Origin of the sequence: Streptomyces sp. AA1529 (genome assembly GCF_000280905.1) — a bacterium.
Lineage (GTDB): Bacteria > Actinomycetota > Actinomycetes > Streptomycetales > Streptomycetaceae > Streptomyces.
In genome coordinates this window covers 173,138-196,136 of the sequence record NZ_ALAP01000015.1, presented here as the reverse complement: position 1 = coordinate 196,136, position 22,999 = coordinate 173,138, and the positions used below count along the sequence as shown (strand labels likewise).

20 protein-coding genes are annotated in these 22,999 nt (G+C 73.5%); 13 read left to right on the top strand and 7 right to left on the bottom strand.

From position 1 onward, the window contains the following. Positions 1–87: 87 nt before the first annotated feature. Positions 88–1,287 carry an acetyl-CoA C-acetyltransferase gene (locus A949_RS0103650; RefSeq protein WP_019354650.1) on the bottom strand — a complete coding sequence of 400 codons (1,200 nt, stop codon included), beginning with the start codon at positions 1,285–1,287 and terminating at the stop codon, positions 88–90. Between the two features lie 136 nt (positions 1,288–1,423). Between A949_RS0103650 and mce the strand changes: the two genes are divergently transcribed. The 7 genes from mce (at position 1,424) to A949_RS0103615 (ending at position 11,770) form a co-directional block, all read left to right on the top strand. After that, positions 1,424–1,864 carry a methylmalonyl-CoA epimerase gene (gene mce / locus A949_RS0103645; protein WP_019354649.1) on the top strand — a complete coding sequence of 147 codons (441 nt, stop codon included), beginning with the start codon at positions 1,424–1,426 and terminating at the stop codon, positions 1,862–1,864. A 393-nt stretch (positions 1,865–2,257) separates the two neighbouring features. After that, positions 2,258–6,046, top strand: a complete 3,789-nt coding sequence (gene scy / locus A949_RS0103640; protein WP_019354648.1) for a polarized growth protein Scy — start codon at positions 2,258–2,260, stop codon at positions 6,044–6,046. Positions 6,047–6,171: 125 nt separating this feature from the next. After that, positions 6,172–7,125, top strand: a complete 954-nt coding sequence (locus tag A949_RS0103635) for a cellulose-binding protein (protein ID WP_019354647.1) — start codon at positions 6,172–6,174, stop codon at positions 7,123–7,125. Between the two features lie 261 nt (positions 7,126–7,386). Further along, the gene (locus A949_RS0103630; protein WP_019354646.1) at positions 7,387–8,430 is read left to right on the top strand and encodes an ATP-binding cassette domain-containing protein; all 1,044 of its coding nucleotides are present in this window, start codon (positions 7,387–7,389) and stop codon (positions 8,428–8,430) included. Beyond that, positions 8,427–9,197, top strand: coding sequence for an ABC transporter permease (locus tag A949_RS0103625; RefSeq protein WP_019354645.1), 771 nt, complete (start codon positions 8,427–8,429; stop codon positions 9,195–9,197). Before A949_RS0103630 ends, A949_RS0103625 begins: the two co-directional genes overlap by 4 nt. Positions 9,198–9,449: 252 nt before the next feature. Further along, complete coding sequence (locus tag A949_RS0103620; protein WP_019354644.1) at positions 9,450–10,838, top strand: ABC transporter ATP-binding protein; 1,389 nt, start codon at positions 9,450–9,452, stop codon at positions 10,836–10,838. Further along, complete coding sequence (locus A949_RS0103615) at positions 10,838–11,770, top strand: ABC transporter permease subunit (protein ID WP_019354643.1); 933 nt, start codon at positions 10,838–10,840, stop codon at positions 11,768–11,770. Before A949_RS0103620 ends, A949_RS0103615 begins: the two co-directional genes overlap by 1 nt. A gap of 51 nt (positions 11,771–11,821) precedes the next feature. On the opposite strand, the gene A949_RS0103610 is transcribed toward A949_RS0103615, so the two are convergent. Then, complete coding sequence (locus tag A949_RS0103610; protein WP_019354642.1) at positions 11,822–12,181, bottom strand: hypothetical protein; 360 nt, start codon at positions 12,179–12,181, stop codon at positions 11,822–11,824. A 301-nt stretch (positions 12,182–12,482) separates the two neighbouring features. Between A949_RS0103610 and A949_RS0103605 the strand changes: the two genes are divergently transcribed. After that, complete coding sequence (locus A949_RS0103605) at positions 12,483–13,529, top strand: LLM class flavin-dependent oxidoreductase (RefSeq protein ID WP_019354641.1); 1,047 nt, start codon at positions 12,483–12,485, stop codon at positions 13,527–13,529. A gap of 182 nt (positions 13,530–13,711) precedes the next feature. Here A949_RS0103605 and A949_RS0103600 read toward each other — a convergent pair whose 3' ends face one another. After that, a complete protein-coding gene (locus A949_RS0103600) occupies positions 13,712–14,104 on the bottom strand; it encodes an SCO5389 family protein (RefSeq protein ID WP_019354640.1) in 393 nt (130 codons plus the stop codon). A gap of 219 nt (positions 14,105–14,323) precedes the next feature. On the opposite strand from A949_RS0103600, the gene nucS reads away from it, so the two are divergent. Further along, a complete protein-coding gene (nucS, locus tag A949_RS0103595; RefSeq protein ID WP_019354639.1) occupies positions 14,324–14,986 on the top strand; it encodes an endonuclease NucS in 663 nt (220 codons plus the stop codon). A gap of 221 nt (positions 14,987–15,207) precedes the next feature. On the opposite strand, the gene A949_RS0103590 is transcribed toward nucS, so the two are convergent. The 4 genes from A949_RS0103590 to A949_RS0103575 form a co-directional block, all read right to left on the bottom strand. Next, a complete protein-coding gene (locus A949_RS0103590) occupies positions 15,208–17,571 on the bottom strand; it encodes an ATP-binding protein (RefSeq protein ID WP_019354638.1) in 2,364 nt (787 codons plus the stop codon). A gap of 109 nt (positions 17,572–17,680) precedes the next feature. Next, positions 17,681–18,040: an STAS domain-containing protein gene (locus A949_RS0103585; protein WP_019354637.1), complete on the bottom strand. Its 360-nt coding sequence runs from the start codon at positions 18,038–18,040 to the stop codon at positions 17,681–17,683. 281 nt (positions 18,041–18,321) lie between these two features. Next, positions 18,322–19,170 (bottom strand): 3-hydroxyacyl-CoA dehydrogenase family protein, encoded by an 849-nt coding sequence (locus A949_RS0103580; RefSeq protein WP_026004309.1) that lies wholly within the window; start codon positions 19,168–19,170, stop codon positions 18,322–18,324. A gap of 189 nt (positions 19,171–19,359) precedes the next feature. Further along, positions 19,360–20,013, bottom strand: coding sequence for a TetR/AcrR family transcriptional regulator (locus A949_RS0103575; protein ID WP_019354635.1), 654 nt, complete (start codon positions 20,011–20,013; stop codon positions 19,360–19,362). Between the two features lie 82 nt (positions 20,014–20,095). Here A949_RS0103575 and A949_RS0103570 point away from each other — a divergent pair, with 82 nt between their 5' ends. The 4 genes from A949_RS0103570 to A949_RS0103555 are packed head-to-tail and all read left to right on the top strand — an operon-like array spanning position 20,096 to position 22,994. Next, entirely contained in the window at positions 20,096–20,926 is an 831-nt protein-coding gene (locus A949_RS0103570) for an ABC transporter ATP-binding protein (protein ID WP_019354634.1), read from the top strand. 47 nt (positions 20,927–20,973) lie between these two features. Beyond that, positions 20,974–21,729, top strand: coding sequence for an ABC transporter permease (locus tag A949_RS0103565; RefSeq protein ID WP_019354633.1), 756 nt, complete (start codon positions 20,974–20,976; stop codon positions 21,727–21,729). 54 nt (positions 21,730–21,783) lie between these two features. Continuing rightward, the gene (locus tag A949_RS0103560) at positions 21,784–22,356 is read left to right on the top strand and encodes a cob(I)yrinic acid a,c-diamide adenosyltransferase (RefSeq protein ID WP_019354632.1); all 573 of its coding nucleotides are present in this window, start codon (positions 21,784–21,786) and stop codon (positions 22,354–22,356) included. Further along, on the top strand, positions 22,353–22,994 hold the full coding sequence (locus A949_RS0103555) for an HAD family hydrolase (protein WP_237735725.1): 642 nt from the start codon (positions 22,353–22,355) through the stop codon (positions 22,992–22,994). The genes A949_RS0103560 and A949_RS0103555 overlap by 4 nt, the downstream gene beginning before the upstream one ends. Positions 22,995–22,999: the final 5 nt, after the last annotated feature.

Here is a 22,999-nt window from a genome sequence, read left to right as displayed (position 1 = left end):
CCCGCCGCCGGCGGACGGAGGGCACCCGCCGGGCGGCCGCCCGGCCCGGGAGCGGACTGCTTCCCGGGCCCCGGCGGGGAGCCGTCGTCAGGGGACGCGGATGAGCAGGGCGTCGCCCTGTCCGCCCCCGCCGCACAGGGCGGCGGCGCCCAGCCCGCCCCCGCGGCGCTTCAGCTCCAGCGCGAGGTGGAGGACCAGGCGCGCCCCGGACATCCCGATGGGGTGCCCCAGGGCGATGGCACCGCCGTTCACATTCACCTTTTCGGGGCCGATTTCCAGGTCCTTCATGGACTGGTGCGCCACGGCCGCGAACGCCTCGTTGATCTCGACCAGATCGAGGTCGGCGACCGCGCGTCCCGCCTTCTTCAGCGCGTGCTGAATGGCGTTCGAGGGCTGCGACTGGAGCGAGTTGTCCGGTCCGGCGACGTTGCCGTGTGCACCGATCTCGGCGATCCACTCCACCCCGAGTTCCTCGGCCTTCGCCTTGCTCATCACGACGACCGCCGCGGCGCCGTCGGAGATCTGGGAGGCGGAACCGGCGGTGATCGTGCCGTCCTTGGCGAAGGCCGGCCGCAGCTTGCCCAGCGACTCGGCGGTGGAGTCGCCCCGGATGCCCTCGTCCTCGGAGAAGAGCACCGGGTCGCCCTTGCGCTGCGGGATCTCCACGGGGGTGATCTCCGCCTGGAAGAGCCCGTCGCGCTGCGCGGCGGCGGCCCGCTGGTGGGAGCGGGCGGCGATCTCGTCCTGCACCTCGCGCGGGATGCCCAGGCGGGTGTTGTGCTTCTCGGTGGAGGCGCCCATGGCCACCCCGTCGAAGGAGTCGGTCAGGCCGTCGTGCGCCATGGAGTCGAGCACCTCGAGGGAGCCGTACTTGTAGCCCTCGCGGGACTTGGGCATCAGGTGCGGGGCGTTGGTCATCGACTCCTGGCCGCCGGCGACGACGACGTCGAACTCGCCCGCGCGCACCAGCTGGTCGGCGAGCGCGATGGCGTCGAGCCCGGAGAGGCAGACCTTGTTCACGGTCAGTGCCGGGACGTTCATCGGGATGCCGGCCTTGACCGCGGCCTGCCGCGCCGGGATCTGCCCGGCCCCGGCCTGCAGGACCTGGCCCATGATCACGTACTCGACCTGGTCGCCGCCGATCCCCGCCCGCTCCAGGGCCGCCTTGATGGCGAAGCCGCCCAAGTCCGCCCCCGAGAAGGACTTCAGCGAACCGAGCAACCGCCCCATGGGCGTACGGGCTCCGGAGACGATCACGGAGGTGGTGCTGCTGGGGGTGGGAGTCATGAGGAGTTCCCTTCCGGGGGGAAGTTAACGAGGGTTACCACTCAAGATACTGAGCGGTACCGCCCGCGGTCACCGGTCGGTGAGTGTGACCGTGCGCACGTTGCGTAACCGCGCGGAGAGCGCTGCACTGTTCCCCATGCTGACGCGTATCGACCACATCGGAATCGCCTGCCGGGACCTGGAGGCCACCGTCGACTTCTACTCTCGCACCTACGGCTTCCAGGTGTTCCACACCGAGGTCAACCAGGAGCAGGGCGTCCGCGAGGCCATGCTGCGGATCAACGGCACGGACGACGGGGGCGCCTCCTACCTCCAGCTCCTGGAGCCCATCCGGGAGGACTCGGCGGTCGCCAAGTGGCTGGCCAAGAACGGCGAGGGCGTCCACCACATCGCGTTCGGCACCGCGGACGTGGACGGCGAGGCGGAGGCCATCCGCGACAAGGGCGTCCGTGTGCTGTACGACGAGCCCCGCAGGGGCAGCATGGACTCGCGGATCACCTTCCTGCACCCCAAGGACTGCCACGGGGTGCTCACCGAACTGGTCACCGCGGCGACGCCCGGCGACGGGGAGCACTGAGTCCCGGCCCGCCACGCGCACCGGACCCCGGTCCGGCCGGGCACCGCGCGCCGTCCGGGCGACGGCGCGGCCCGCCCCCGAGGGATCGGCGACCCCGAGATCCGCGGCCCTCGGCGCTCCGGTCCGGTCACACTCCGCCACGCCCGGCGCACCGCCCCCGTACCCCCTGGACCACAGCAGCACCAACGGACCACTGACGTCGGCTTCCAGGCCCGGTAGAGTGGCCCCTTGGCCGGGGCGGGCCCTCCCCACCCGTACGGAGATCTCCGGGCTGGGGGCTCGGTCCACGTTCCGCCGATGATCTGACACCATTTCCGGGAGACGTGTCCACTCAAGTCCGGGAGAGGGCTCGGATCATCTCCACGACTACCAGGGGACGGATGGGACCGCGCAGTGCGGGGCTACGACCGCTACGAGGCTGACGATCACCTCTCGCAGTTCGAGGCCGAGATGGAGCGGCTGAAGAAGGAGCGGGAGAAGGCCGTCGAGCATGCCGACGACCTCGGCTACCAGGTCGAAGTGCTGCGCGCCAAGCTGCACGAGGCGCGCCGCGCCCTGGCCACGCGCCCGGCGGGGTACGACAATCTCTCCCATCAGGCCGAGCAGTTGCTGCGCAACGCCCAGCTCCAGGCCGACCAGATGCGCGCCGACGCCGAACGCGAGCTGCGCGAGGCGCGCGCCCAGACCCAGCGGGTGCTCCAGGAGCAGGCCGAGCAGCAGGCCCGGCTGGAGGCCGAGCTGCACGCCGAGGCGGTACGCCGCCGCCAGCAGCTCGACCAGGAGCTGGCCGACCGCCGCGCGACGGTGGAGACCCACGTCAACGAGAACGTGGCCTGGGCCGAGCAGCTCCGCTCCCGCACCGAGCAGCAGGCCCGCCGGCTGATGGAGGAGACCCGCGCCGAGTCGGAGCAGGCGCTCTCCCAGGCGCGCGCCGAGGCGCAGCGGCTGACGGAGGAGTCGCGGCAGCGGCTGACCACCGAGGCCGAGCAGGCCCGCAGCGAAGCCGAGTCGATCCTGCGGCGGGCCCGCGCCGACGCCGAGCGGCTGCTGACCGCGGCCTCGACCCAGGCGCAGGAGGCCACCGACCACGCCGAGCAGCTGCGCAGCTCCACCGCCGGGGAGGTGGAGAGCAGCCGCCGGGAGTCCGCCGAGCTGATGCGCGGCGCCGAGGAGCGGATGCGGGAGGCCGAGGAGGCCCTGCGCGAGGCCCGGGAGCAGGCCGCCGAGAAGCTCCAGGAGGCCGAGGAGGAGGCGGGCAAGCGGCTCAGCGACACCGAGTCGGTCAACGAGCAGCGCACCCGCACCGCCAAGGCGGAGGTGGCCCGGCTGGTGGGCCAGGCCACCAAGGACGCCGAGGCCATCACCGCCGAGGCGGAGCAGGCGCGCGAGGACGCCAGGGCCGAGGGCGAGCGGCTGATCGCGGAGGCCCGCGAGAAGGCCCGCACCACCACGGCCGAGGAGTCCGCGAACCAGCTCGCCGAGGCGGCCCGCACGGCCGAGGACGTCCTCAACCGTGCCTCGGAGGAGGCCCAGGCCACCACGAAGTCGGCCGCCGAGGAGGCGGAGCGGCTGCGCCGGGAGGCCGAGGAGGAGGCCGACCGGCTGCGCGCCGAGGCGCACGACGTGGCCGCGGAGCTCAAGGGCGCCGCCAAGGACGACACCAAGGAGTACCGGGCCAAGACGGTCGAGCTCCAGGAGGAGGCCCGCAGGCTGCGCGGCGAGGCCGAGCAGCTGCGCGCCGAGGCGGTCGAGGAGGGCGAGAAGATCCGCGGCGAGGCCCGCCGCGACGCCGTCCAGCAGATCGAGGAGGCCGCCAACCGGGCCGAGGAGCTGCTGGGCAAGGCCAAGGCGGACGCCGAGGAGACGCGCACCGACGCCGCCACGGAGAGCGAGCGCGTGCGCACGGAGGCGATCGAGCGGGCCACTGCGCTGCGCACCCAGGCCGAGGAGGCGCTGGAGCGGGCCCGTACGGAGGCCGAGGAGACGCGTACCGAGGCCGAGGAGCACGCCGAGCAGGCGCGCACCGAGGCGGACGAGGCCGCCCGGCGCACCCGCGAGGAGGCCGAGGAGGCGGTCCGCGAGCGGAAGGCCGAGACCGAGGCGGAGCTGACCCGGCTGCGCGAGGAGGCCGAGGCCAGGCTGGCGGAGGCCGAGTCCGGGCTCGTCGAGGCCCGCACCGAGGCCGAGCGGCTGCGCGAGGAGGCCAGGACCGAGACCGAGCGGCTGCGCAGCGAGGCGGCGGAGCGGGTGCGCACGCTGCGCGAGCAGGCCGAGGAGGAGGCGGAGCGGCTGCGCACCGAGGCTGCCTCGGATGCCTCGCAGGCCCGCGCGGAGGGCGAGTCGGTCGCCGTCCAGCTGCGCAGCGAGGCGACGGCGGAGGCCGAGCGGCTGCGCGAGGAGGCCAGGACGACGGCCGACCGGGTGCGCGCCGAGGCGGACGCGGCGGCCGAGCGGACGAACACGGAGGCCGCCGAGGCGCTGAGCGCGGCCCAGGAGGAGGCCGCCCGGCGCCGGCGCGAGGCCGAGGAGCTGCTGACCTCCGCCCGCGAGGAGGCGCACCAGGAGCGCACGGCGGCCCGCGAGCAGAGCGAGGAGCTGCTGGCGGCGGCCCGCAAACGGGTGGCCGAGGCCCAGGAGGAGGCCGAGCGGCTGACGGAGGAGGCGGAGCGGCGCGCTGCCGAACTCGTCGCGTCGGCCGAGGAGACGGCCCAGCAGGTGCGGGACTCGGTCGCGGGCCTGCGCGAGGAGGCCGAGGAGGAGATCGCCGGGCTGCGGTCGGCGGCCGAACTCGCGGCGCAGACGCTGCGCAGCGAGGCGCAGGAGGAGGCCGACGCGGCCAAGTCGCTGGCCGAGCGCACGGTCTCGGAGGCGGCGGAGGAGGCCGAGCGCACCCGTGCCGACGCGCAGCGCGGCAGCGAGGAGGCCCGCGCGGAGGCCGACCGGCTGCGGGACGAGGTGCGCGAGGAGGCCGCCAAGAAGCGCGCCGAGGCCGCCGAGCAGGCCGACCAGCTCCTCGCCGAGGCCCGGCAGGAGGCGGACCGCACGCGTGGCGAGGCGGAGCAGTACAGCACGGAGACCCGCACCGGCGCCGACCGGTACAGCGCCGAGGCCCATGCCGGCGCCGACCGGTACAGCCAGGAGACCCGCGCCGAGGCCGAGCGGGTCGACGCCGAGCTGCGGGCGAAGGCGGAGCGGTTCAGCGAGGAGACGCACGCCGCGGCCGAGCGGATCGCCGAGGAGGCCCGTACGGAGGCCGACCGGCTGCGGGACGAGGCACGCGAGGAGGCCGCCAAGAAGCGCGCCGAGGCCGCCGAGCAGGCCGACCAGCTCCTCGCCAAGGCCCAGGAGGAGGCGCTGCGCACGCAGGCCACCGCGGAGGAGCAGGCGGATTCGATGGTCGGTGCCGCGCGCGGGGAGTCCGACCGGCTGGTGACCGAGGCGCAGGCCGAGGGCCGGGAGCTGGTCGAGAAGGCGCGCTCGGACGCGGACACCATGCTGGAGGAGGCGCGCAGCGACTCCGGCGCGATCCGGGAGCGCGCCGAGGAGCTGCGCACCCGCGTCGAGGCGGAGGTCGAGGAGCTGCACGAGCGGGCCCGCCGGGAGGCCGCCGAGGCGATGCAGTCGGCGGGCGAGCGGTGCGACAAGCTGGTGGCGGCCGCCGAGGAGCAGCTCGCCGAGGCGCGGAAGAAGGCCGAGGAGGTGCGTGCGGACGCCGATGCCGAGGCGGGCAAGGTGCGCATCGCCGCCGTCCGGAAGGCCGAGGGGCTGCTGAAGGAGGCCGAGCAGAAGAAGGCCGCCATGCTCCAGGAGGCCGAGCGGATGCGGGAGGAGGCCTCGGAGGAGGCCCGGCACACGGTCGAGACGGGGCAGCAGGAGCTGGATGTGCTGATGCGCCGTCAGGAGGACATCAACGCGGAGATCTCCCGGGTACAGGACGTGCTGGAGGCGCTGGAGTCGTTCGAGACGCCGGGGGCGGCGTCAGCGGCGGGGGCGGACTCCGGACCGGACTCCGAGGAGGATTCCGCTTCCGGCTCGGGGGGCGGCTCCGGCTCGGGTTCCGGGTCGGGGCGTAACGGGGGGTCCGGCCGGAAGAGTGGACGTGACACCGGCGCAAAGGGTGGTGTGACAGCGGGCGTTGGCGCTGGTACAACTCGTTCGAGTGGCAAGAGTTCGGAGAGTTAGCCACTCGAACGAGGGCACATTCTCCAGATCAAACCCGCATAAGCTCGATGACACGCCGCTTCGGCCCCTAGGATTCCCTCTATCACTCCCCCGTCTGATAACCCGTCTGACTCGACAGGAACCCCATGAGCGACACTTCCTCCCCCTTCGGCTTCGAGCTCGTGCGGCGTGGCTACGACCGCGGGCAGGTGGACGACCGCATCACGAAGCTCGTCGCCGACCGTGACAGCGCCCTGGCCCGTATCACCTCTCTGGAAAAGCGCATCGAGGAGCTGCACCTCGAAACGCAGAATGCCCAGGCTCAGGTCAACGACTCGGAGCCGTCGTACGCCGGGCTGGGCGCCCGTGTCGAGAAGATCCTCCGGCTCGCGGAGGAAGAGGCCAAGGACCTGCGTGAGGAGGCCCGTCGCGCCGCCGAGCAGCACCGCGAGCTCGCCGAGGGCGCCGCCCAGCAGGTGCGCAACGACGCCGAGGCGTTCGCCGCCGAGCGCAAGGCGAAGGCCGAGGAAGAGGGCTCGGGCATCGTCGACAAGGCGAAGACCGAGGCCGCCTCGCTGCGCAGCGAGGCCGAGAAGGACGCGCAGTCCAAGCGCGAGGAAGCCGACTCGCTCTTCGAGGACACCCGCGCCAAGGCGGCCCAGGCCGCCGCGGACTTCGAGACGAACCTCGCCAAGCGGCGCGAGCAGTCCGAGCGCGACCTCGCCTCCCGGCAGGCCAAGGCCGAGAAGCGGCTGGCCGAGATCGAGCACCGCGCCGAGCAGCTCCGGCTGGAGGCCGAGAAGCTGCGCACGGACGCGGAGCGGCGCGCCCGGCAGACCGTCGAGACCGCGCAGCGCCAGGCCGAGGACATCGTGGCGGACGCCAACGCGAAGGCCGACCGGGTGCGCAGCGAGTCCGAGCGCGAGCTGGCCGCCCTCACCAACCGCCGCGACAGCATCAACGCGCAGCTCACCAACGTGCGCGAGATGCTGGCCACGCTCACCGGCGCGGCCGTGGCGGCCGCGGGTCAGCCCGGCGCCGAGGAAGCCACCGACGAGGAGGCCGCGGGCCGCTCGGTGCCGGCTCAGCAGTCCCGCTGAGCGTCCGCGCCGGGGGGCGCCGTCCTCCGCCGCGTCCGCTGCGTGACGCGGCCGTACGACGTGCCCGTCCGCCGTTCCCGCCGCGCGGGGCCGGTGGGGTTCCAGCAGCCCCGCCGGCCCCGCGCGGCGTGTGTGTGCCTCTACGACACGCGGCACACCGCCGTCCGGCCGACTCCGGAGTGATGCGTTTCGCGTGTGCGGATGATGTGCGGATAATGCGCACGAGTGGCGGGAGCGGGGGGCGGCCCTTAGCGTCGAAGAATGATCGAGTTGCGGGATCTCACCAAGAGATACGGTGACAAGCTGGCCGTCGACGGCCTCAGCTTCACCGTCCGTCCCGGTACGGTCACCGGATTCCTGGGCCCGAACGGCGCGGGCAAGTCGACGACGATGCGCATGGTGCTGGGGCTCGACGAGCCGACCCGGGGGGACGTCCGGATCGAGGGGAAGCGCTACCCGGAGCTGCGTGAGCCGCTGCACAGCATCGGCGCGCTGCTGGAGGCCAAAGGCGTCCACGGCGGGCGCCGGGCCCACGACCACCTGCTGTGCCTGGCGCAGTCCAACGGCATCCCCGAGCGCCGGGTCGGCGAGGTGCTGGAGATGGTGGGCCTGCGGGAGGTGGCGCGCAAGCGGCCCAAGGGGTTCTCCCTGGGCATGGGGCAGCGGCTGGGGATCGCGGCGGCACTGCTGGGCGATCCGCGCATCCTGATGTTCGACGAACCCGTCAACGGGCTGGATCCGGAGGGCATCCACTGGATCCGCACGCTGATGCAGCAGCTGGCCCGGGAGGGCCGGACGGTGTTCGTCTCCAGCCATCTGATGAGCGAGATGGCCCAGACCGCCGAGCACCTCATCGTCATCGGCCAGGGCAAGCTGCTGGCGGACACCTCGATGTCGCAGTTCATCGCCGAGAACTCGCGTACCCACGTCCGGGTGCGCACCCCGGAGCCGGAGCGGATGCGGGACCTCCTCACCGAGGCCGGGCTGCGTCCGGCACCGGGTGCCGAGGGCGCCCTGGAGGTGGACGACGGAGACGCACCCCGGATCGGCGAACTGGCCGCCGAGCACGGCGTGGTGCTGCACGAGCTGAGCACCCAGCGGGCCTCCCTGGAGGAGGCGTTCATGCGGCTGACGGCCCAGAGCGTCGAGTACCACGCCGCCGCACCCGGCGGCGCGCCCCCGGCGCCGGTGCCGCAGGAGGGGACGGCGCCGCCTCCGGACGGCACGCAGAGCCCTCCGGGCCCGGCCCAGCCGCCTCCGGCGTGGGGCGAGGACTGGCAGGACCGGAAGGGGCGCCGAGGATGAGCCACAGCACGCGGGTACTCAAGTCCGAGTGGACCAAGGTCCGCTCCGTCCGCTCCACCGTCTGGACGCTGGCCACCGCGCTGCTCGTCTCGGTCGGCCTGGGGGCCCTGATCTGCGGGGTGACCGCGTCCACCTTCGACGACATGTCCGGCTCGGAGCGGATGACGTTCGACGCCACCTACACCAGCTTCGCGGGGATGGGCATCGGGCAGCTCGCCATGATCGCGTTCGGTGTGCTCATCGTCTCGGCCGAGTACAGCACCGGCATGATCCGCAACTCGCTGGCCGCGGTTCCGCAGCGGGGCACGTTCCTGTGGAGCAAGGTGCTGATCGCCGGGGCGCTGGTCCTGGTCGTCGGGATGGTCACCAGCTTCTGCGCGTTCTTCCTCGGCCAGGCGCTGCTCGGCTCGCACGGGGTGGGCATCGGCGACGCGGGCGTGCTGCGCGCGGTGGTCGGCGGCGGCCTCTACATGGCGCTGATCGCGATGTTCGCCGTGGGGATCACCTTCGTGCTGCGCAGCCCGCTGCTGGCGTTCGCGATCCTGATGCCGTTCTTCTTCCTGATCTCGAACATCCTGGGCAACGTCGAGGCGACCAAGAAGGTCGGCCAGTACCTCCCGGACCAGGCCGGGACGACGGTGATGGCCGTGGTGCCGGACACCCTGAACCGGCCGTACGGGCCCTGGGAAGGGCTGCTGATCATGGTGGCCTGGACGGCCGCCGCACTACTGGCGGGCTTCCTCGTCCTCAAGAAGCGCGACGCCTGAGCCCCGCCGGTGGCCGGCCCGGCCACCGGGCCCGGAGGTGCGTCGCCCCGCCGGACCCGGGTGCGCGTCGCCCCGGCGTGCGCTGTCCCCGGCGTGCGCGCTGCGGGCGGGTATGCGCGCCTTGCGGGAGGGCGCCCGGCCAGGGGCGTGCGCGCTGCCAGGGGGCGCCGTAGGGAACCGATTCCCCGCCCCGTAGCCTCCTAGCCCATGTCCGGGGGCGAACGAGCCCCGAACTGCGTCCAGGGGCAAAGGATGATCGAGGCGTACGGCCTGACGAAGCGCTACGGCGCCAAGACGGCCGTCTACAACCTGTCCTTCCAGGTACGGCCGGGAGCCGTGACCGGATTCCTGGGGCCCAACGGCTCCGGGAAATCGACCACGATGCGCATGATCCTGGGGTTGGACACACCGACGTCCGGCCAGGTCACCGTGGGCGGCCACGCCTTCCGCGGGCTGCCCAACGCTCCCCGCCAGGTCGGCGCGCTCCTCGACGCGAAGGCGGTGCACGGCGGGCGCAGCGCCCGCAACCACCTGCTCTCCCTCGCCCAGCTCTCCGGCATCCCGGCCCGCCGGGTCGACGAGGTGCTGGGCGTGGTGGGACTGCAGGACGTCGGCCGGAAGCGCTCCAAGGGGTTCTCGCTGGGCATGGGCCAGCGGCTGGGCATCGCCGCGGCGCTGCTCGGTGACCCGCAGGTGCTGCTCTTCGACGAGCCGGTCAACGGCCTGGACCCGGAGGGCATCCTGTGGGTCCGCAACCTGATGCGGCAGCTCGCCGCCGAGGGCCGGACGGTGTTCGTCTCCAGCCATCTGATGAGCGAGATGGCCCAGACCGCCGACCACCTCATCGTCATCGGCCGCGGGCAGTTGATGGCCGACATGTCGGTGCGGGAGTTCATCGAGCACAACTCCATCGGCTTCGCACGGGTGCGCACCCCCGACGGTGAGCCGCAACAGCGGGAGAAGCTGCTGACGGCGCTCCAGGAGGCGGGCGGCCAGGCGCAGCCCGAGGAGGACGGGGCGCTGCGCGTCACCGGGCTCCCGCTGCCCCGCATCAGCGATCTGGCGCACGGCGCCGACGTACGGCTGTGGGAGCTGTCGCCGCACCAGGCGTCGCTGGAGGAGGCGTACATGCGCCTCACACAGGGCTCGGTGGACTACCGCTCGACGGCCGACATGCGCTCCGGCCTGCAGCAGCCGATGGGAGCGCCGGGAGCGGCCGGGCCGGGAGCGGTGCCGCCGCAGGCGGCCGCGGTTCCGGGGATGGCCGCGGCGCCGCAGATGCCGCCGGCGCCACAGGGTGCCCCGCACCCGGCTCCGTACGGCCCGCCGCAGCAGCAGGGCGCCCCCATGCAGCCGGGCGCCCCGATGCAGCCGGGCGCTCCCGCAGCGCAGCAGGGCGCTCCCGCACCGCAGGGCCCGCCGCCCGCGGTTCCGCCGCAGCCCCGCGCCCCCGAGGGGGGCACGCTCCAGATGCGGGCGCCGCAGGCCCCGGCGGGCGGCTCGGGCGCCCCGAATCCGTACGCGACCGACAGTCCCGCGCCCCCGGTCGGCCCACCGGCCGGGAACCCGCCCGCCGCCGGCCCCGGCACCACCCCCGGCAGCGCGGCCGACAGCGCCAAGAACGAAGGCGAGGACGCCTGATGAGCATCCAGCAGCACGACGGCCAGGCGGCTCCGGGTGCGCCGCAGCAGCAGGCGGCGCAGGCGAACTGGCCGAACGGGATCGCCCCCTACAGCTCGCCCATCCCGATGGCGCGCACCCACCTCGGCCACGCGCTGGTCTCGGAGTGGACGAAGATCCGCACCGTCCGCTCCACCGTGTGGACGCTCAGTCTGATGTTCGCACTCGTCGTCGGGATCGGCTTCCTGACGGCGCTGGGACTGAGCGGTGACGACTTCACCGGCCAGCCGCTGCTGGCCGGGGGACTGTTCGGGCTGATGCTCGGGCAGATCTGCGTGATCACGCTCGGCGTACTCGTGGTCACCTCCGAGTACGGCACCGGCATGATCCGCACCACCCTCACCGCCTGCCCGCAGCGCGGCAGGGTGCTGCTGGCCAAGGCGGTGGTCTTCTTCGGGCTGGCCTTCGTGACCACGACCCTGGCCTGCACGCTCACCGCGCTGATCAACTCCGCGCTGCTGGGCGACCAGACCCGTCCCTCGTACGTGAACGCCGAGGACTTCAGCGGGTCCTTCGAAGGAGGGAAGGTCGTCGCCTCGGGCGGCGAGTGGCTGGGCGCCACGGTGGGCGCGGGGCTCTACGTGGCACTGCTGGGGCTGCTGTCGCTGGCGGTGGGCGCGCTGCTGCGGCACTCGGCCGGCGCGATCACCACGATGCTGGGCGTGGTGCTGCTGCCGCTGGTGATGGCGCTGTTCATGGTGGGCGAGGCACTGCAGGACGTCCGCAGGATGCTGCTGGAGTACTCGCCCCTGAACGGGCTGGCCTCCCTCTACCGGATCCCGATGAGCGAGGACCAGGACACGACCGGATGGCCGCTGCTGGGCGGCCTGGCGGTCGTCACGCTGGTCGTCCTCGCGGCGGCCTACGCGCTGCTCAACAAGCGCGACGTGTAGGACGCGTGCGGCGGCGCCCCGCGCGGGCCCCGTCGCGTCCGCGGAGCCGCGTCAGTAGCGCGGTGCGTTGCGGGACCGCTGGAGCCTGGCGCTCCGGCGGTCCCGCGCGTTCCAGCAGGCGCGGTGCCAGTGCCGGCGGTCGGCCACGTCGCCATCCAGAGGCCAGACCACCACATGCGGGACGCCGGGCGGGATCTCCTGGTCGCAGCCGGGGCACCGGTAGTGCTTGACCGCCGCGCCCCCGCTTATCTGCCGGACGGCCCACTCCTCGCCCTGCCAGTCCTCCGTGCGCTGCACCCCGAACCGCTCCCGCCCCTCGCGCTCCCCGCCACCCGGGGTCCCGGATCCGGTGCGGGCGGCCTTGGCTGACTTGACGGCGCCGCTGCGGGAGCGGTTACGACGCGGGGACACGGGGGCACCTCTGGGGTCGACGGCGATGGGCGCGTTCCCGGCCGGTCACGGTACGGCGTGCGGTACGCGCGGTTCTGCTGCCGTGGGGTGTGGCGGCCCGGTATTTTCCAGCCTACGCAGAGGACCGACGACCGCACGCCCCCGTCCACAGGTGCGAGCGCGTCGGCGTTCATCCGATGAACAGCGCTCCGGACCGTGCCTTCGGCACCCCGTGCGCCGTTAGTGCTGGATGGGGTGTCCGGTCCTGCCGAACGCCCGCCCGGACCGGACCGGCCGCGGGCAGCCATGAGAGCGGTGGGGAATGCAGGTTGGAGCTTTCGTCCTGGGCGCGCAGTTCCCGGGCCAGCAGCAGGGCGAGGCGCTGGACCGGGTCGTGAGTGTCGCGGAGACCGCCGAGCGGGCGGGGCTGGACCACGTCTGGCTCGCCGAGCACCACTTCGTGTCGTACGGCGTATGCCCCTCGGCGGTGACGCTCGCCGCGCTGCTGCTGGGACGCACCCGGCGGATCGGCATCGGCACCGCGGTCAGCGTGCTGCCCAACGCGCACCCGGTCGCGCTCGGGGAGCAGACCGCGCTGCTGCACCTGCTCTCCGAGGGGCGCTTCACGCTCGGGGTCGGGCGCGGCGGCCCGTGGGTGGATCTGGAGGTCTTCGGCGGCGGGACCCAGGCGTTCGAGGAGGGCTTCCCGGAGGCGCTGGACCTGCTGCTGCGCTGGCTGAGCGAGCCGCGGGTGGGCGCGGACGGCGAGCGCTACCGCTTCCGCGAGGTGGCCGTGGTGCCGCGCCCGGAACCGGCCGGGCAGCTCGGTCCCGGTGCGGGTACCGGGCCCGGCGTGGTCGTCGCCTGCACCTCGCCGGGAACCGTCCGGCTGGCCGCGGAACGGCTGCTGCCCATGCTGCTGGGCATGCACTGCGGGGACGCGGACAAGGCGGACATGACGCGGCTGTGGCGCAGCGCGGCGCTGGCGGCCGGACACGCTCCGGAGGCGGTCTCGGCGGCCGCCCGGCGGCATGTGTCGGCCGGGGTCGTGCAGGTGGGCGACTCGCACGAGGAGGCGCGGCAGGCGCTGACCAAGGCGATGCCCGGCTGGCTGCAGGAGGGCCTGGGGCAGCATGTGACCGTGGACGGCCGCCCCCGCTCCATGCGGGACCCGCTCGCGTACACGGAACTGCTGTGCGAGCTGCACGCGGTGGGCTCGCCCCGGCTGTGCGCCGAACGGCTCGCGGCGACGGCCGAGCGCACCGGGATCGAGCGGTTCGCGCTGTTGGTCGAGGGCACCGGCGAGCGGGACGGCACGCTGCGGAACGTCCAGCTGCTGGCCGACGAGGTGCTGCCGCTGCTCGTCTGATGGCCGCGCCGCGGCCCGGTATCCGATCCCTGGCGCGGCCTCCCGCAAAGGCCGAAAAACGTTGCAGCCGGACGGTGTTGCCGGGCGGCGGCGGACTGCCGCAGGGCACAGCGGCGTTGCGGCGGTGGGTCCCCACCGCCGCAACGGACACGGCCCCGACGCTCAGCAGTCGCGCGGGCCGCTCAGCAGTCGCGCAGCTCCGGCGACTGGTTGAGGAGCTGCCCGCGTATGGAGGTGAAGCGGGCGAGCCGGTCGTCAGCCGACGTGTCCAGCGGGAAGACCGCCACCCGGTGGCAGTTCTGGAAGGCGAGCCGCACCCCGAAGTGCCGCTCCAGGGCACCGCGGATCGCGTCGCTGGCCAGCGCTCGGAGCAACTGGCCACGGTGCTGCTCGTCCGGGGGCGGCGTCTGGTTGTCGGCGAACTCCCCGCCGTCCACCTTCAACTGCGCGACGAGCGAACTGACCATCTCCCACGCGTACGGGAGGGAAGTGCGGACGCAGTCGACGAACGCCGCCTCATCCACCTCGCCACGCTCTGCCTGGTCCAGAAGCGCAGGTGGGACGTCGAGCGACATGGGGTTCTCCTCTCGCGACCCGGGCCCTGGGGCCGGGGTCTCTTGGGGGTGAAAAGACATCACCGTGTAGTCGCGCAACCTCGTACGGCGACGTCCAGCCTTACCGTACGGCTCCGGACGTGAGGGCAGCACGAGAATGGGAATACTCGCGCCACTGCCGAACACCCCATCCGGGGGCGAATCGCGCGCGGTGGCGGCGGTCGAGTAGCGTGACCGACCATGCGTCTCGTCATCGCCCGCTGCTCGGTCGACTACGCCGGCAGGCTCACCGCGCATCTGCCCGCCGCACCCAGGCTGATCCTGGTCAAGGCGGACGGCTCGGTGTCCGTCCATGCCGACGACCGGGCGTACAAGCCCCTCAACTGGATGTCTCCCCCGTGCACCCTGAAAGAGGGGGACGACCAGCGCTGGACGGTGGAGAACAAGGCGGGCGAGAAACTGATCATCACGATGGAGGAGATACTGCACGACTCCTCCCACGAACTGGGCACCGATCCGGGGCTGATCAAGGATGGCGTGGAAGCGCACCTCCAGGAACTCCTCGCCGACCGGATGGAGACGCTGGGCGAGGGCTGGTCCCTGATCCGCCGTGAGTTCCCCACCGCGATCGGCCCCGTCGACATCCTGGGCCGCGACAGCGACGGGACGACGGTCGCCGTGGAGATCAAGCGCCGCGGGGAGATCGACGGCGTGGAGCAGCTCACGCGCTATCTGGAGCTGCTCAACCGCGATCCCCATCTCGCCCCCGTCAAGGGCGTCTTCGCCGCACAGGAGATCAAGCCCCAGGCCAGGGTGCTGGCCGCGGACCGCGGCATCTCCTGCGTCACCCTCGACTACGACGGTCTGCGCGGCATCGAGGACGACAAGCTCCGGCTGTTCTGAGCCGCGCCGCGGCGCTCACCGGCGTCGGCGCCCACCGGACCGCCGAGGCGGCCGGTGGGCGCTGTGCTGCGCCCGCAGGGGGGTGCAGGCGGGTGCAGGCGCCCGCGTGCGCGGGAGCGGAAGACCGCAGGAAGCCGCAGAGAACCGCAGGAGACCGCGGAACCGCGGAAGACCGCGACGACACCGCCGGGCGGGCCCGTGCGGGCCGCCCGTACCGCGCCTCAGGACGCCGAGGGTTCGGGCGCGCTCGCATCCGCACTGCCGCTGGGCGACCGCTGCGGTTCGCCACCGGTCTGGGTGGTGGTGTTGTCCGCGCCGCCGGAGGGTGTCTTCGGCGGGTCCTCGGAGGTCGGGTCGTCGCTGGGGGTGGGCGAGGGGTCCTCGGAAGTGGGCGGGTCCTCCGGCGAGGAGGACGGGGGCCGGTGCGAGGAGGGCGGATCGTCCGGCGAGGACGGCGGCTCGTGCGGGCTGCTGGGGTCGTCGGGGGCTTCGGAGGAGCTCTTGGCGGAACTGGGCTCCTCCCCCGGTTTCCCGGCCTCCCGCGAGGAGGAGGGGCTGTCCGTGTCCGGCGAGGGCCGGTCCGCGACGGGCCGCTGGTCCGGCTGCCCGCTCCGGCCGCCGTCTTCCGGCGCGGCGTCGCCGGGGGCGTTGTCCTCGTCGTCCTGCGAGGTCGCCGAGTCCGGCTGCACGGAGTCCGGCGGGCTCTCGTCGGAGACGGTGCCCAGGGTGACGACGGTGCCGAGCACGGCCGCCAGCAGGGCGCCGGCACCGGCCGCCGCCAGGTTCCGCCTGCTGCTCGTGAAGGCGCGCCAGCCGCGCGCGGTGCCGTGCCGGCGGCTCGCGGAGGCGGTGCCGCCGGCCGGGGATGCCGCGTCCTGCGCACCGTCCGAGGGGGAGACGAGCGTCGCGCCCGGCTGCTGCTGGGCGGCGGCGGTCGAGAGCACCGGAGTGGTGGTGGCGTCGGCGGCGGCCCGCGGTGTGCCCGGCGTCGGTGCACCGGCCACGGCGGCACCGCCCGGCGCCCCGGCCCCGGCGGCGAGCTGGTCGGTGACCAGCGCGAGGGCCCTGCGGCCCGCGACCGTCCCCCGCTGCTCGGCCAGTGTGCCGCGCAGCCCCAGGGCCGTCTCCAGTTCGGAGCGGGCCCGCTCGGGGTTGCCGGCGGCGAGGGCCAGCACGCCCAGCTCGTGGTGGAAATAGGCTTCCTCGGCGACCTCCCCGGAAGCCCGTGCCGCCTCCTGGCCGGCGCGCAGCACTCGCTCCCAGGCGCTCCAGCGCATCGCCGCGGCCAGCACCGGCGCCGCGGTGCGGGCGAGCAGTACGGCGGCGCTGGCGCTGCCCGTGCGCTGTGCGCCGCGCACGGCGGCGAGCAGCGGGTCGGCCTCCAGCGCGATGCGGTCGGCGGTGACGGTGGTCTGCCCCGCCCACCAGCTGTAGTGCTGAGCGGCGGTGAGGGCGTAGGGAATGGCGGTCTCGGCGTGCCCGGCCTCGGTCAGCTCCGCGGCGCAGTTCGCGGCGAGCTTGAAGTGGTCGCCGGCCGGGCTGAGCAGTCCGGCGGCCAGCAGTTCACCCTGGCAGTCCGCGGCCTGCGGATCGCCGATCAGGGCCGGCAGGTGTTCGGCGTGCGGCAGCTCTCCGCCGAGCGCGAGGGCGAGCCGCAGCGTCTCGCGGCCCGCCTCGGAGAGAGCCGCGGCCAGCAGGGGGGCGAGTGCCACGTCGTCCGGCAGGTCGGCGACGACGCTCTCGCCGCCTTGCAGCCGCAGCAGCGCGCCGGCCTGGACGAAGCGGAGCGGCAGCCCTTCGGAGCCGAACCACAGGTCGGCGGCCCAGTCGGCCTCGCCGTCGGTGGCCTGGCGGTGCACGGCCCGCTCCAGCAGCTCCAGGCAGGCGGTGCGGCTGAGTCCGGGCAGGAACACCTCTTCGAGGCCGGAGCCGGAAGCGGGCGCGGGTGCCTCGGGCGTGGCGGTGAACAGGAAGGCGCATTCGGGGGTGGCCCGCAGCAGGTCGTCGAGCGCCGCACCGCCGAACTCCAGGTCGTCGACGAGCACGACGGCGCCGATCCCGCCCAGTGCGCTGTCCAGTTCGGCCTTCCCCGGGCGGTGCTGGGGGGCGTCGTGGACCGCGGCGAACAGGTCGTACAGCAGATCGCTGGGGGTGCGGCGGTACCCGTTGAGCCGGACCACTCCGTCGGGGGCCAGGGTGGCGACGTCCTCGGCGACGGCGTCCAGGAGGACGGTGCGCCCGGATCCGGCGGGCCCGGTGAGCCGGACCGAGCGGCCGCGGGAGAGCAGCCGGGAGAGCCGTTCGCGCTCCTCGTCGCGCTCCAGGAGGCTGCCGGGGGGCAGCGCCGCGGCGGCGGTGGCCTCCTGGACCGGACGGTCCCGGAGGGCGCGCTTGCGCGGGGCGTCGTGCTCGGTGCCGGGAGGGCTGGGTTCCACCTCGCTGCCGTCGACCGGGTTGACCGTCACGAGGTACCGGTCGGCGACGAGCCGGACGGCCCGGACCTGTTCGCCGCTGGTCCCACCGCTGGTGGACGGTTGCTCGTCGCCGTGTGCGGGACGGTCGCTGCCGTGCCGTTCCATCGTCATGTCTCCCAAGAACAGGTGGCGCGATCGGCCGACCGGGAGGGGCCGGTCCGGCGCACGGCCCCCATTGTCCAGGAAGCGACGGCGCGTGAGGGCGGTACCGGCCCGGCTGTCATGGCTTCGCCAGGATACCGGGCTGCCCGGGGCGGGCTCCGGCGGCCGGGGAGGCGCCCGGCGCGGCGGTCTCGATGGCCAGGATCCGGTGCAGCCGGGTGGCCACCAGCAGGCGCCGCATCTGCGGGGGCACCTTGCGCAGGACGAGTCTGCGGCCGCAGCGTCCCGCGCGGCGGTGTGCGCCCATGATGACCCCGAGCCCCGTGGCGTCCCACGAGTCGAGCTCGGCGAGGTCCAGCACGAGGTCGCCGTCGCCCGAGTCGACGGCTGCGTGCAGGACCGTACGGGCGTCCGCCGCGCTGCGGACGTCGAGACGACCTCCGACGACCAGCTCGGCGTGGTCGCCCCTGATATGCATATGTGCTCCCGGCGTGGTGTCCGTGGCGTGATTCCTCATGCTGGTGCAGTCCCACTGCGGATGACTGGTGCCACAGCGGCGGAGTTGCCGTCCGTTTCCGGACCGATACCGAGTTTCACCCCCACGGGTGCCTCGGGCGACGATCCGGCCGCCGTCCGGCCCGACCTCCCCGCTCCGGCCGGGCCGCGCGCGCCGCTCCCGGACGGGCCGCACGCGGCGGGGGCCGGTACGGCCGAGGGGCGGGCGGATCGGCGCCGCCCCCGACCGCACCGGCCCCGAGGTCAGTGCTGGTAGAAGCCCTGCCCGGCCTTGCGGCCCAGGTCCCCGGCGTCGACCATGCGGCGCATCAGCTCGGGCGGGGCGAACTTGCCGTCCTGGGACTCGGTGTGGATGTTCTCCGTGGCGTGCAGGAGGATGTCCACCCCGGTCAGGTCGGCGGTCGCCAGCGGGCCCATGGCGTGGCCGAAGCCGAGCCGGCAGGCGGTGTCGATGTCCTCGGCCGAGGCGACGCCGGACTCGTAGAGCTTCGCGGCCTCCACCACGAGCGCCGAGATCAGGCGCGTGGTGACGAAGCCGGCGACGTCCCGGTTGACGACGACGCAGGTCTTGCCGACCGACTCGGCGAACTCCCGTGCGGTGGCCAGGGTTTCGTCGCTCGTCTTGAGGCCGCGCACCAGCTCGCACAGCGCCATCATGGGCACGGGCGAGAAGAAGTGCGTGCCCACGACCCGCTCCGGCCGGGCGGTGGCCGCCGCGATCTTGGTGATCGGGATGGCGGAGGTGTTGGAGGCGAGGACGGCCTCGTCGCGGGCGAGCTTGTCGACGGCCGCGAAGATCTCGCGCTTGACCTCGATCCGCTCGAAGACGGCCTCGACGACGACATCCGCCTCGGACACCGCCTCCAGGTCGGTGGTGGTGGTGATCCGGCCGAGGGCGGCCTCCGCGTCGGCCGCGTCGAGCCTGCCCTTGGAGACGAACTTGTCGTACGACGCCTTGATCCCGTCCCTGCCGCGGGCGAGCGCCTCGTCCGTCACATCGCGGAGCGTCACGTCCCAGCCCGCCTGAGCGGAGACCTGTGCGATTCCGGAGCCCATGAGTCCGGCTCCGATGACGGCGAGCTTCTTCGCCACGTTCTTCACCCTCACTTCGTCGCGCCGGCCCGCACGCCCGCTGCGGGGGCGTGCCCGGCGCCTTGTGAATGACCGTTCGTTGGGCGGACATTAGCGCCTCCCGGCGGGGTGTGGGAGGCGAAGAGACACGTATCACGTCTCACATGGCGGACGTCACACCCCGCGCGCCGCACCCTGCCGCCGGTCCCATCAGCCGGGCCGCACCGCGTACTTGAGGAAGCGCTCGGAGACGAGCCCCTCGTAGGTGTCGAGCTTCCCGAGCGCGGCGAGCGCCGCCTGTTCGGGTGACATCCCGGCGGCGATGGCCCGGGTCGCACCCCGGAAGAGCTGGTTGGAGATGTGCACGAGTTCGCCCGCGACCAGCTGGGGCATGGGGTCCTCGGGGTCGTCGCCGGTCTCCTGGGCGAGGGTCTCGGTGAGCCGCTCGGCGGTGCGGTACTGCATGAGCATCATCCGGGCCAGCAGCGAGGGCGCCCCGTGGATGCAGCGCATGAAGGCGTCGTAGCCCTCCATCATCCCGGCGTAGACGCTGCGGTCCTCGATCTCGGCACGCAGCCTGCCCAGCACCGCGTCCGCCGCCGACTGGCCCGGCAGCCGTTCGCGCACGAACCGGGAGGGGCGGTCGATCACCTCCTCTGCGCGGTCGAAGAAGAGGTCCTCCTTGGTCGGGAAGTAGTTGTAGACCGTGTTCACCGAGACGTCGGCGGCCTCCGCGATCTCGGCGATGGTCACGGCGTCGAAGCCGCGGTCGAGGAAGAGTCCCGTGGCGATGTCGGAGATCCGCAGCCGGGTCTCGCGCTTCTTCCGTTCCCTGCGGCCCTCCTGGGGTGCGGTGCTGGTCATGGCTCCATCGTAGGCCGGGTGTGGTGCCGATGAAATTTTGGAGTCATTGCAAATTTTGAGTCACTCTGTTTTTCTGGGTGTCATGCCAGCAGCCATCCGGACCTCCGGGCTGACCCGGACGTTCCGCACCAAGTCCCCTGGATCCCGCACGTTCCGCCTGTCCCGCACACCCCGCACGCCCCGCACCGTCGAAGCCGTCCGCGGCATCGACCTCACCGTCGAGCAGGGCGAGATCCTCGGCTTCCTCGGCCCCAACGGAGCAGGCAAGACCACCACGCTCCGGATGCTCACCACACTGCTGCCGCCCAGCTCCGGCACGGCGACCGTCGCCGGGCACGACCTGCGGGCCGACCCCCGAGGGGTACGGCGGCGCATCGGATACGTCGCCCAGGCCGGCGGCACCGACCCCGCCGTGCGCGTCCACGAGGAACTGACCACCCAGGCCAGGCTCTACCGGCTGAGCAGCAGCGCAGCCGCACGCCGCACCCGGGAGCTGGCGGCGGACCTCGACCTGACCGGCCTGCTCGACCGCCCCTGCGGCGCGCTCTCCGGCGGGCAGCGGCGCCGGCTCGACATCGCGATGGCCCTCACGCACGACCCGGCGCTGCTCTTCCTCGACGAACCCACGACCGGACTCGACCCCGGCAGCCGCGCCGAGGTGTGGCGGCTGGTGCGGCGGCTGCGCGACGAACGCGGTGTGACCGTCTTCCTCACCACGCACCACCTGGACGAGGCCGACGCGCTCGCCGACCGGCTGGTGATCGTGGCCGACGGGCGGATCGCGGCACAGGGCAGCTCCGCGGAGCTGCGGCGCACCTACGGCGGCTCGGCCGAGGCCGGACTGCACGAGGCGTTCCTCGCGGTCACCGGGCGGCCCGTCCCGCGCGAGGAACAGGCCCCCGTCGCCGTCTGAATCCCCCCGACCGCCGACCGCCTCCGCAGAGAACGGACCACCCCGCTGTGCACCAGCTGCTGACCGACATCCGGATCATCGCCGGCCGCTGCATCCGGCAGACGGCCGCATCGAAGCTCGGACTGCTCTTCGGCCTCCTCCAACCCCTGCTCTTCCTGCTGTTCTTCGGGCCCCTGCTGGAGGACCTGAGCATCGGCGGGGACGGCGACTCCTGGCAGACCCTGGTGCCGGGACTCCTCGTCCAGCTCAGTCTCTTCTCCTCGGCCTTCGCCGGATTCACCCTCCTGATGGAGAAGCACCACGGCGTGGTCGAGAGGATGCGGGTCACCCCGGTGAGCAGGCTCGCGCTGCTGCTGGGCCGGCTCGTGCGCGACGTCCTCCAGCTCTCCGTGCAGTCGGCCCTGCTGGTCCTGGCCGGCGTCGCGATGGGACTGCGCGCGCCGCTGACCGGGATCCTGCTCGGCTTCGCCCTGGTCGGGCTGCTCGCCGCGGCCCTGGCCGCGCTGTCCTACGCGCTGGCGATGCGGGTCAGCACTCCCCAGGAGTTCGCACCGGTGATCAACTCCCTGAACATGCCCGCGATGCTGCTCTCCGGAGTCCTGCTGCCGATGACGCTGGCGCCGGGCTGGCTGGACGCCGTCTCGCGCTGCGTACCGTTCCGGTACGTCGTCGAGGCCGTGCGCGACGCCTACACCGGGGACTACGCGGACGGCACCCTGGCACTCGGCACGGCGGTGGCTGTGGCACTGGCCGCCGCCGCGCTGGCGCTGGGCACCCGGGTGTTCCGCAGAGCGGGCGCCTAGGGACTCCCCCGGCGGCGCCCTTCCCCGCCGGCGGGTGCGGGCTACGCTCGCTGCATGGTTAACCTCACGCGGATCTACACCCGCACCGGCGACAAGGGCACGACGGCACTCGGCGACATGAGCCGCACCGCCAAGACCGACACCCGGATCGCGGCGTACGCCGACGCCAACGAGGCGAACGCCGCGATCGGCGTCGCACTGGCCATGGGCGGACTGGACGAGCCGGTCCGCAGCGTCCTGCTGCGGGTGCAGAACGACCTGTTCGACGTCGGCGCCGACCTGTCCACGCCCGTCGTGGACGACCCCGAGTTCCCGCCGCTGCGGGTCGAGCAGAGCTACATCGACAAGCTGGAAGCCGACTGCGACCGCTTCCTGGAGGAACTGGAGAAGCTCCGCTCGTTCATCCTTCCGGGCGGCACCCCGGGCGCGGCGCTGCTGCACCAGGCGTGCACCGTCGTACGGCGGGCGGAGCGCTCCACCTGGGCAGCCATGGAGGAGCACGGCGAGACGATGAACCCGCTGCCGGCGACCTACCTCAACCGGCTCTCCGACCTGCTGTTCATCCTGGCGCGGACGGCCAACAAGCCGGTCGGCGACGTGCTGTGGGTGCCGGGCGGCGAGCGGTGAACCCACCCGGCGCCCGGCCCGCGCGGGGACGGCCCGCGCTGCTGATGGATCTGGGCGGGGTGCTGGTCGCCGACAAGCTGCCGGCCGCCGCCGCCAAGTGGGCGGCGCGGCTGGGCCGCTCCGAGCGGGACATCGTCACGGCCGTCTACGCGGGCAACGACACCGAGGTGCTCGTGGGGCGGATGAGCGGCGCCGCGTGGTGGTCCGTCGTCCGCGAGCGGCTCGGCCTGGACTCGGCAGCCGTGGCCGAACTGCGCCACGACCTGGCCGGCGACCCGGTGTGGGACACGGCGCTGCTGGACGCGGTGGCCGCGCTGCGGGGCCGCGCGCGTACGGCGTTCGTCAGCAACGCCTGGCCGGATGCCCGCCCGAACCTGGCCCCGCACCTGCCGGTGGCCGACGCGGTCGTGCTCTCCTGCGAAGTGGGCTTCGCCAAGCCCGATCCGCGCATCTACACCCACACCCTGGACCTGCTCGGCGCCGCCGCCGGGGACGCGCTGTTCGTCGACGACGTCCCGGAGAACGTCGAGGCCGCCCGGGCGCTGGGAATGGCCGGTCATCTGCACACCGGCACCGCCGGCAGCCTCGCCGCCCTGGAAGCGTTCACCGCCCGGCTTCCGCAGGTCACAGACCTGTAGCCAGC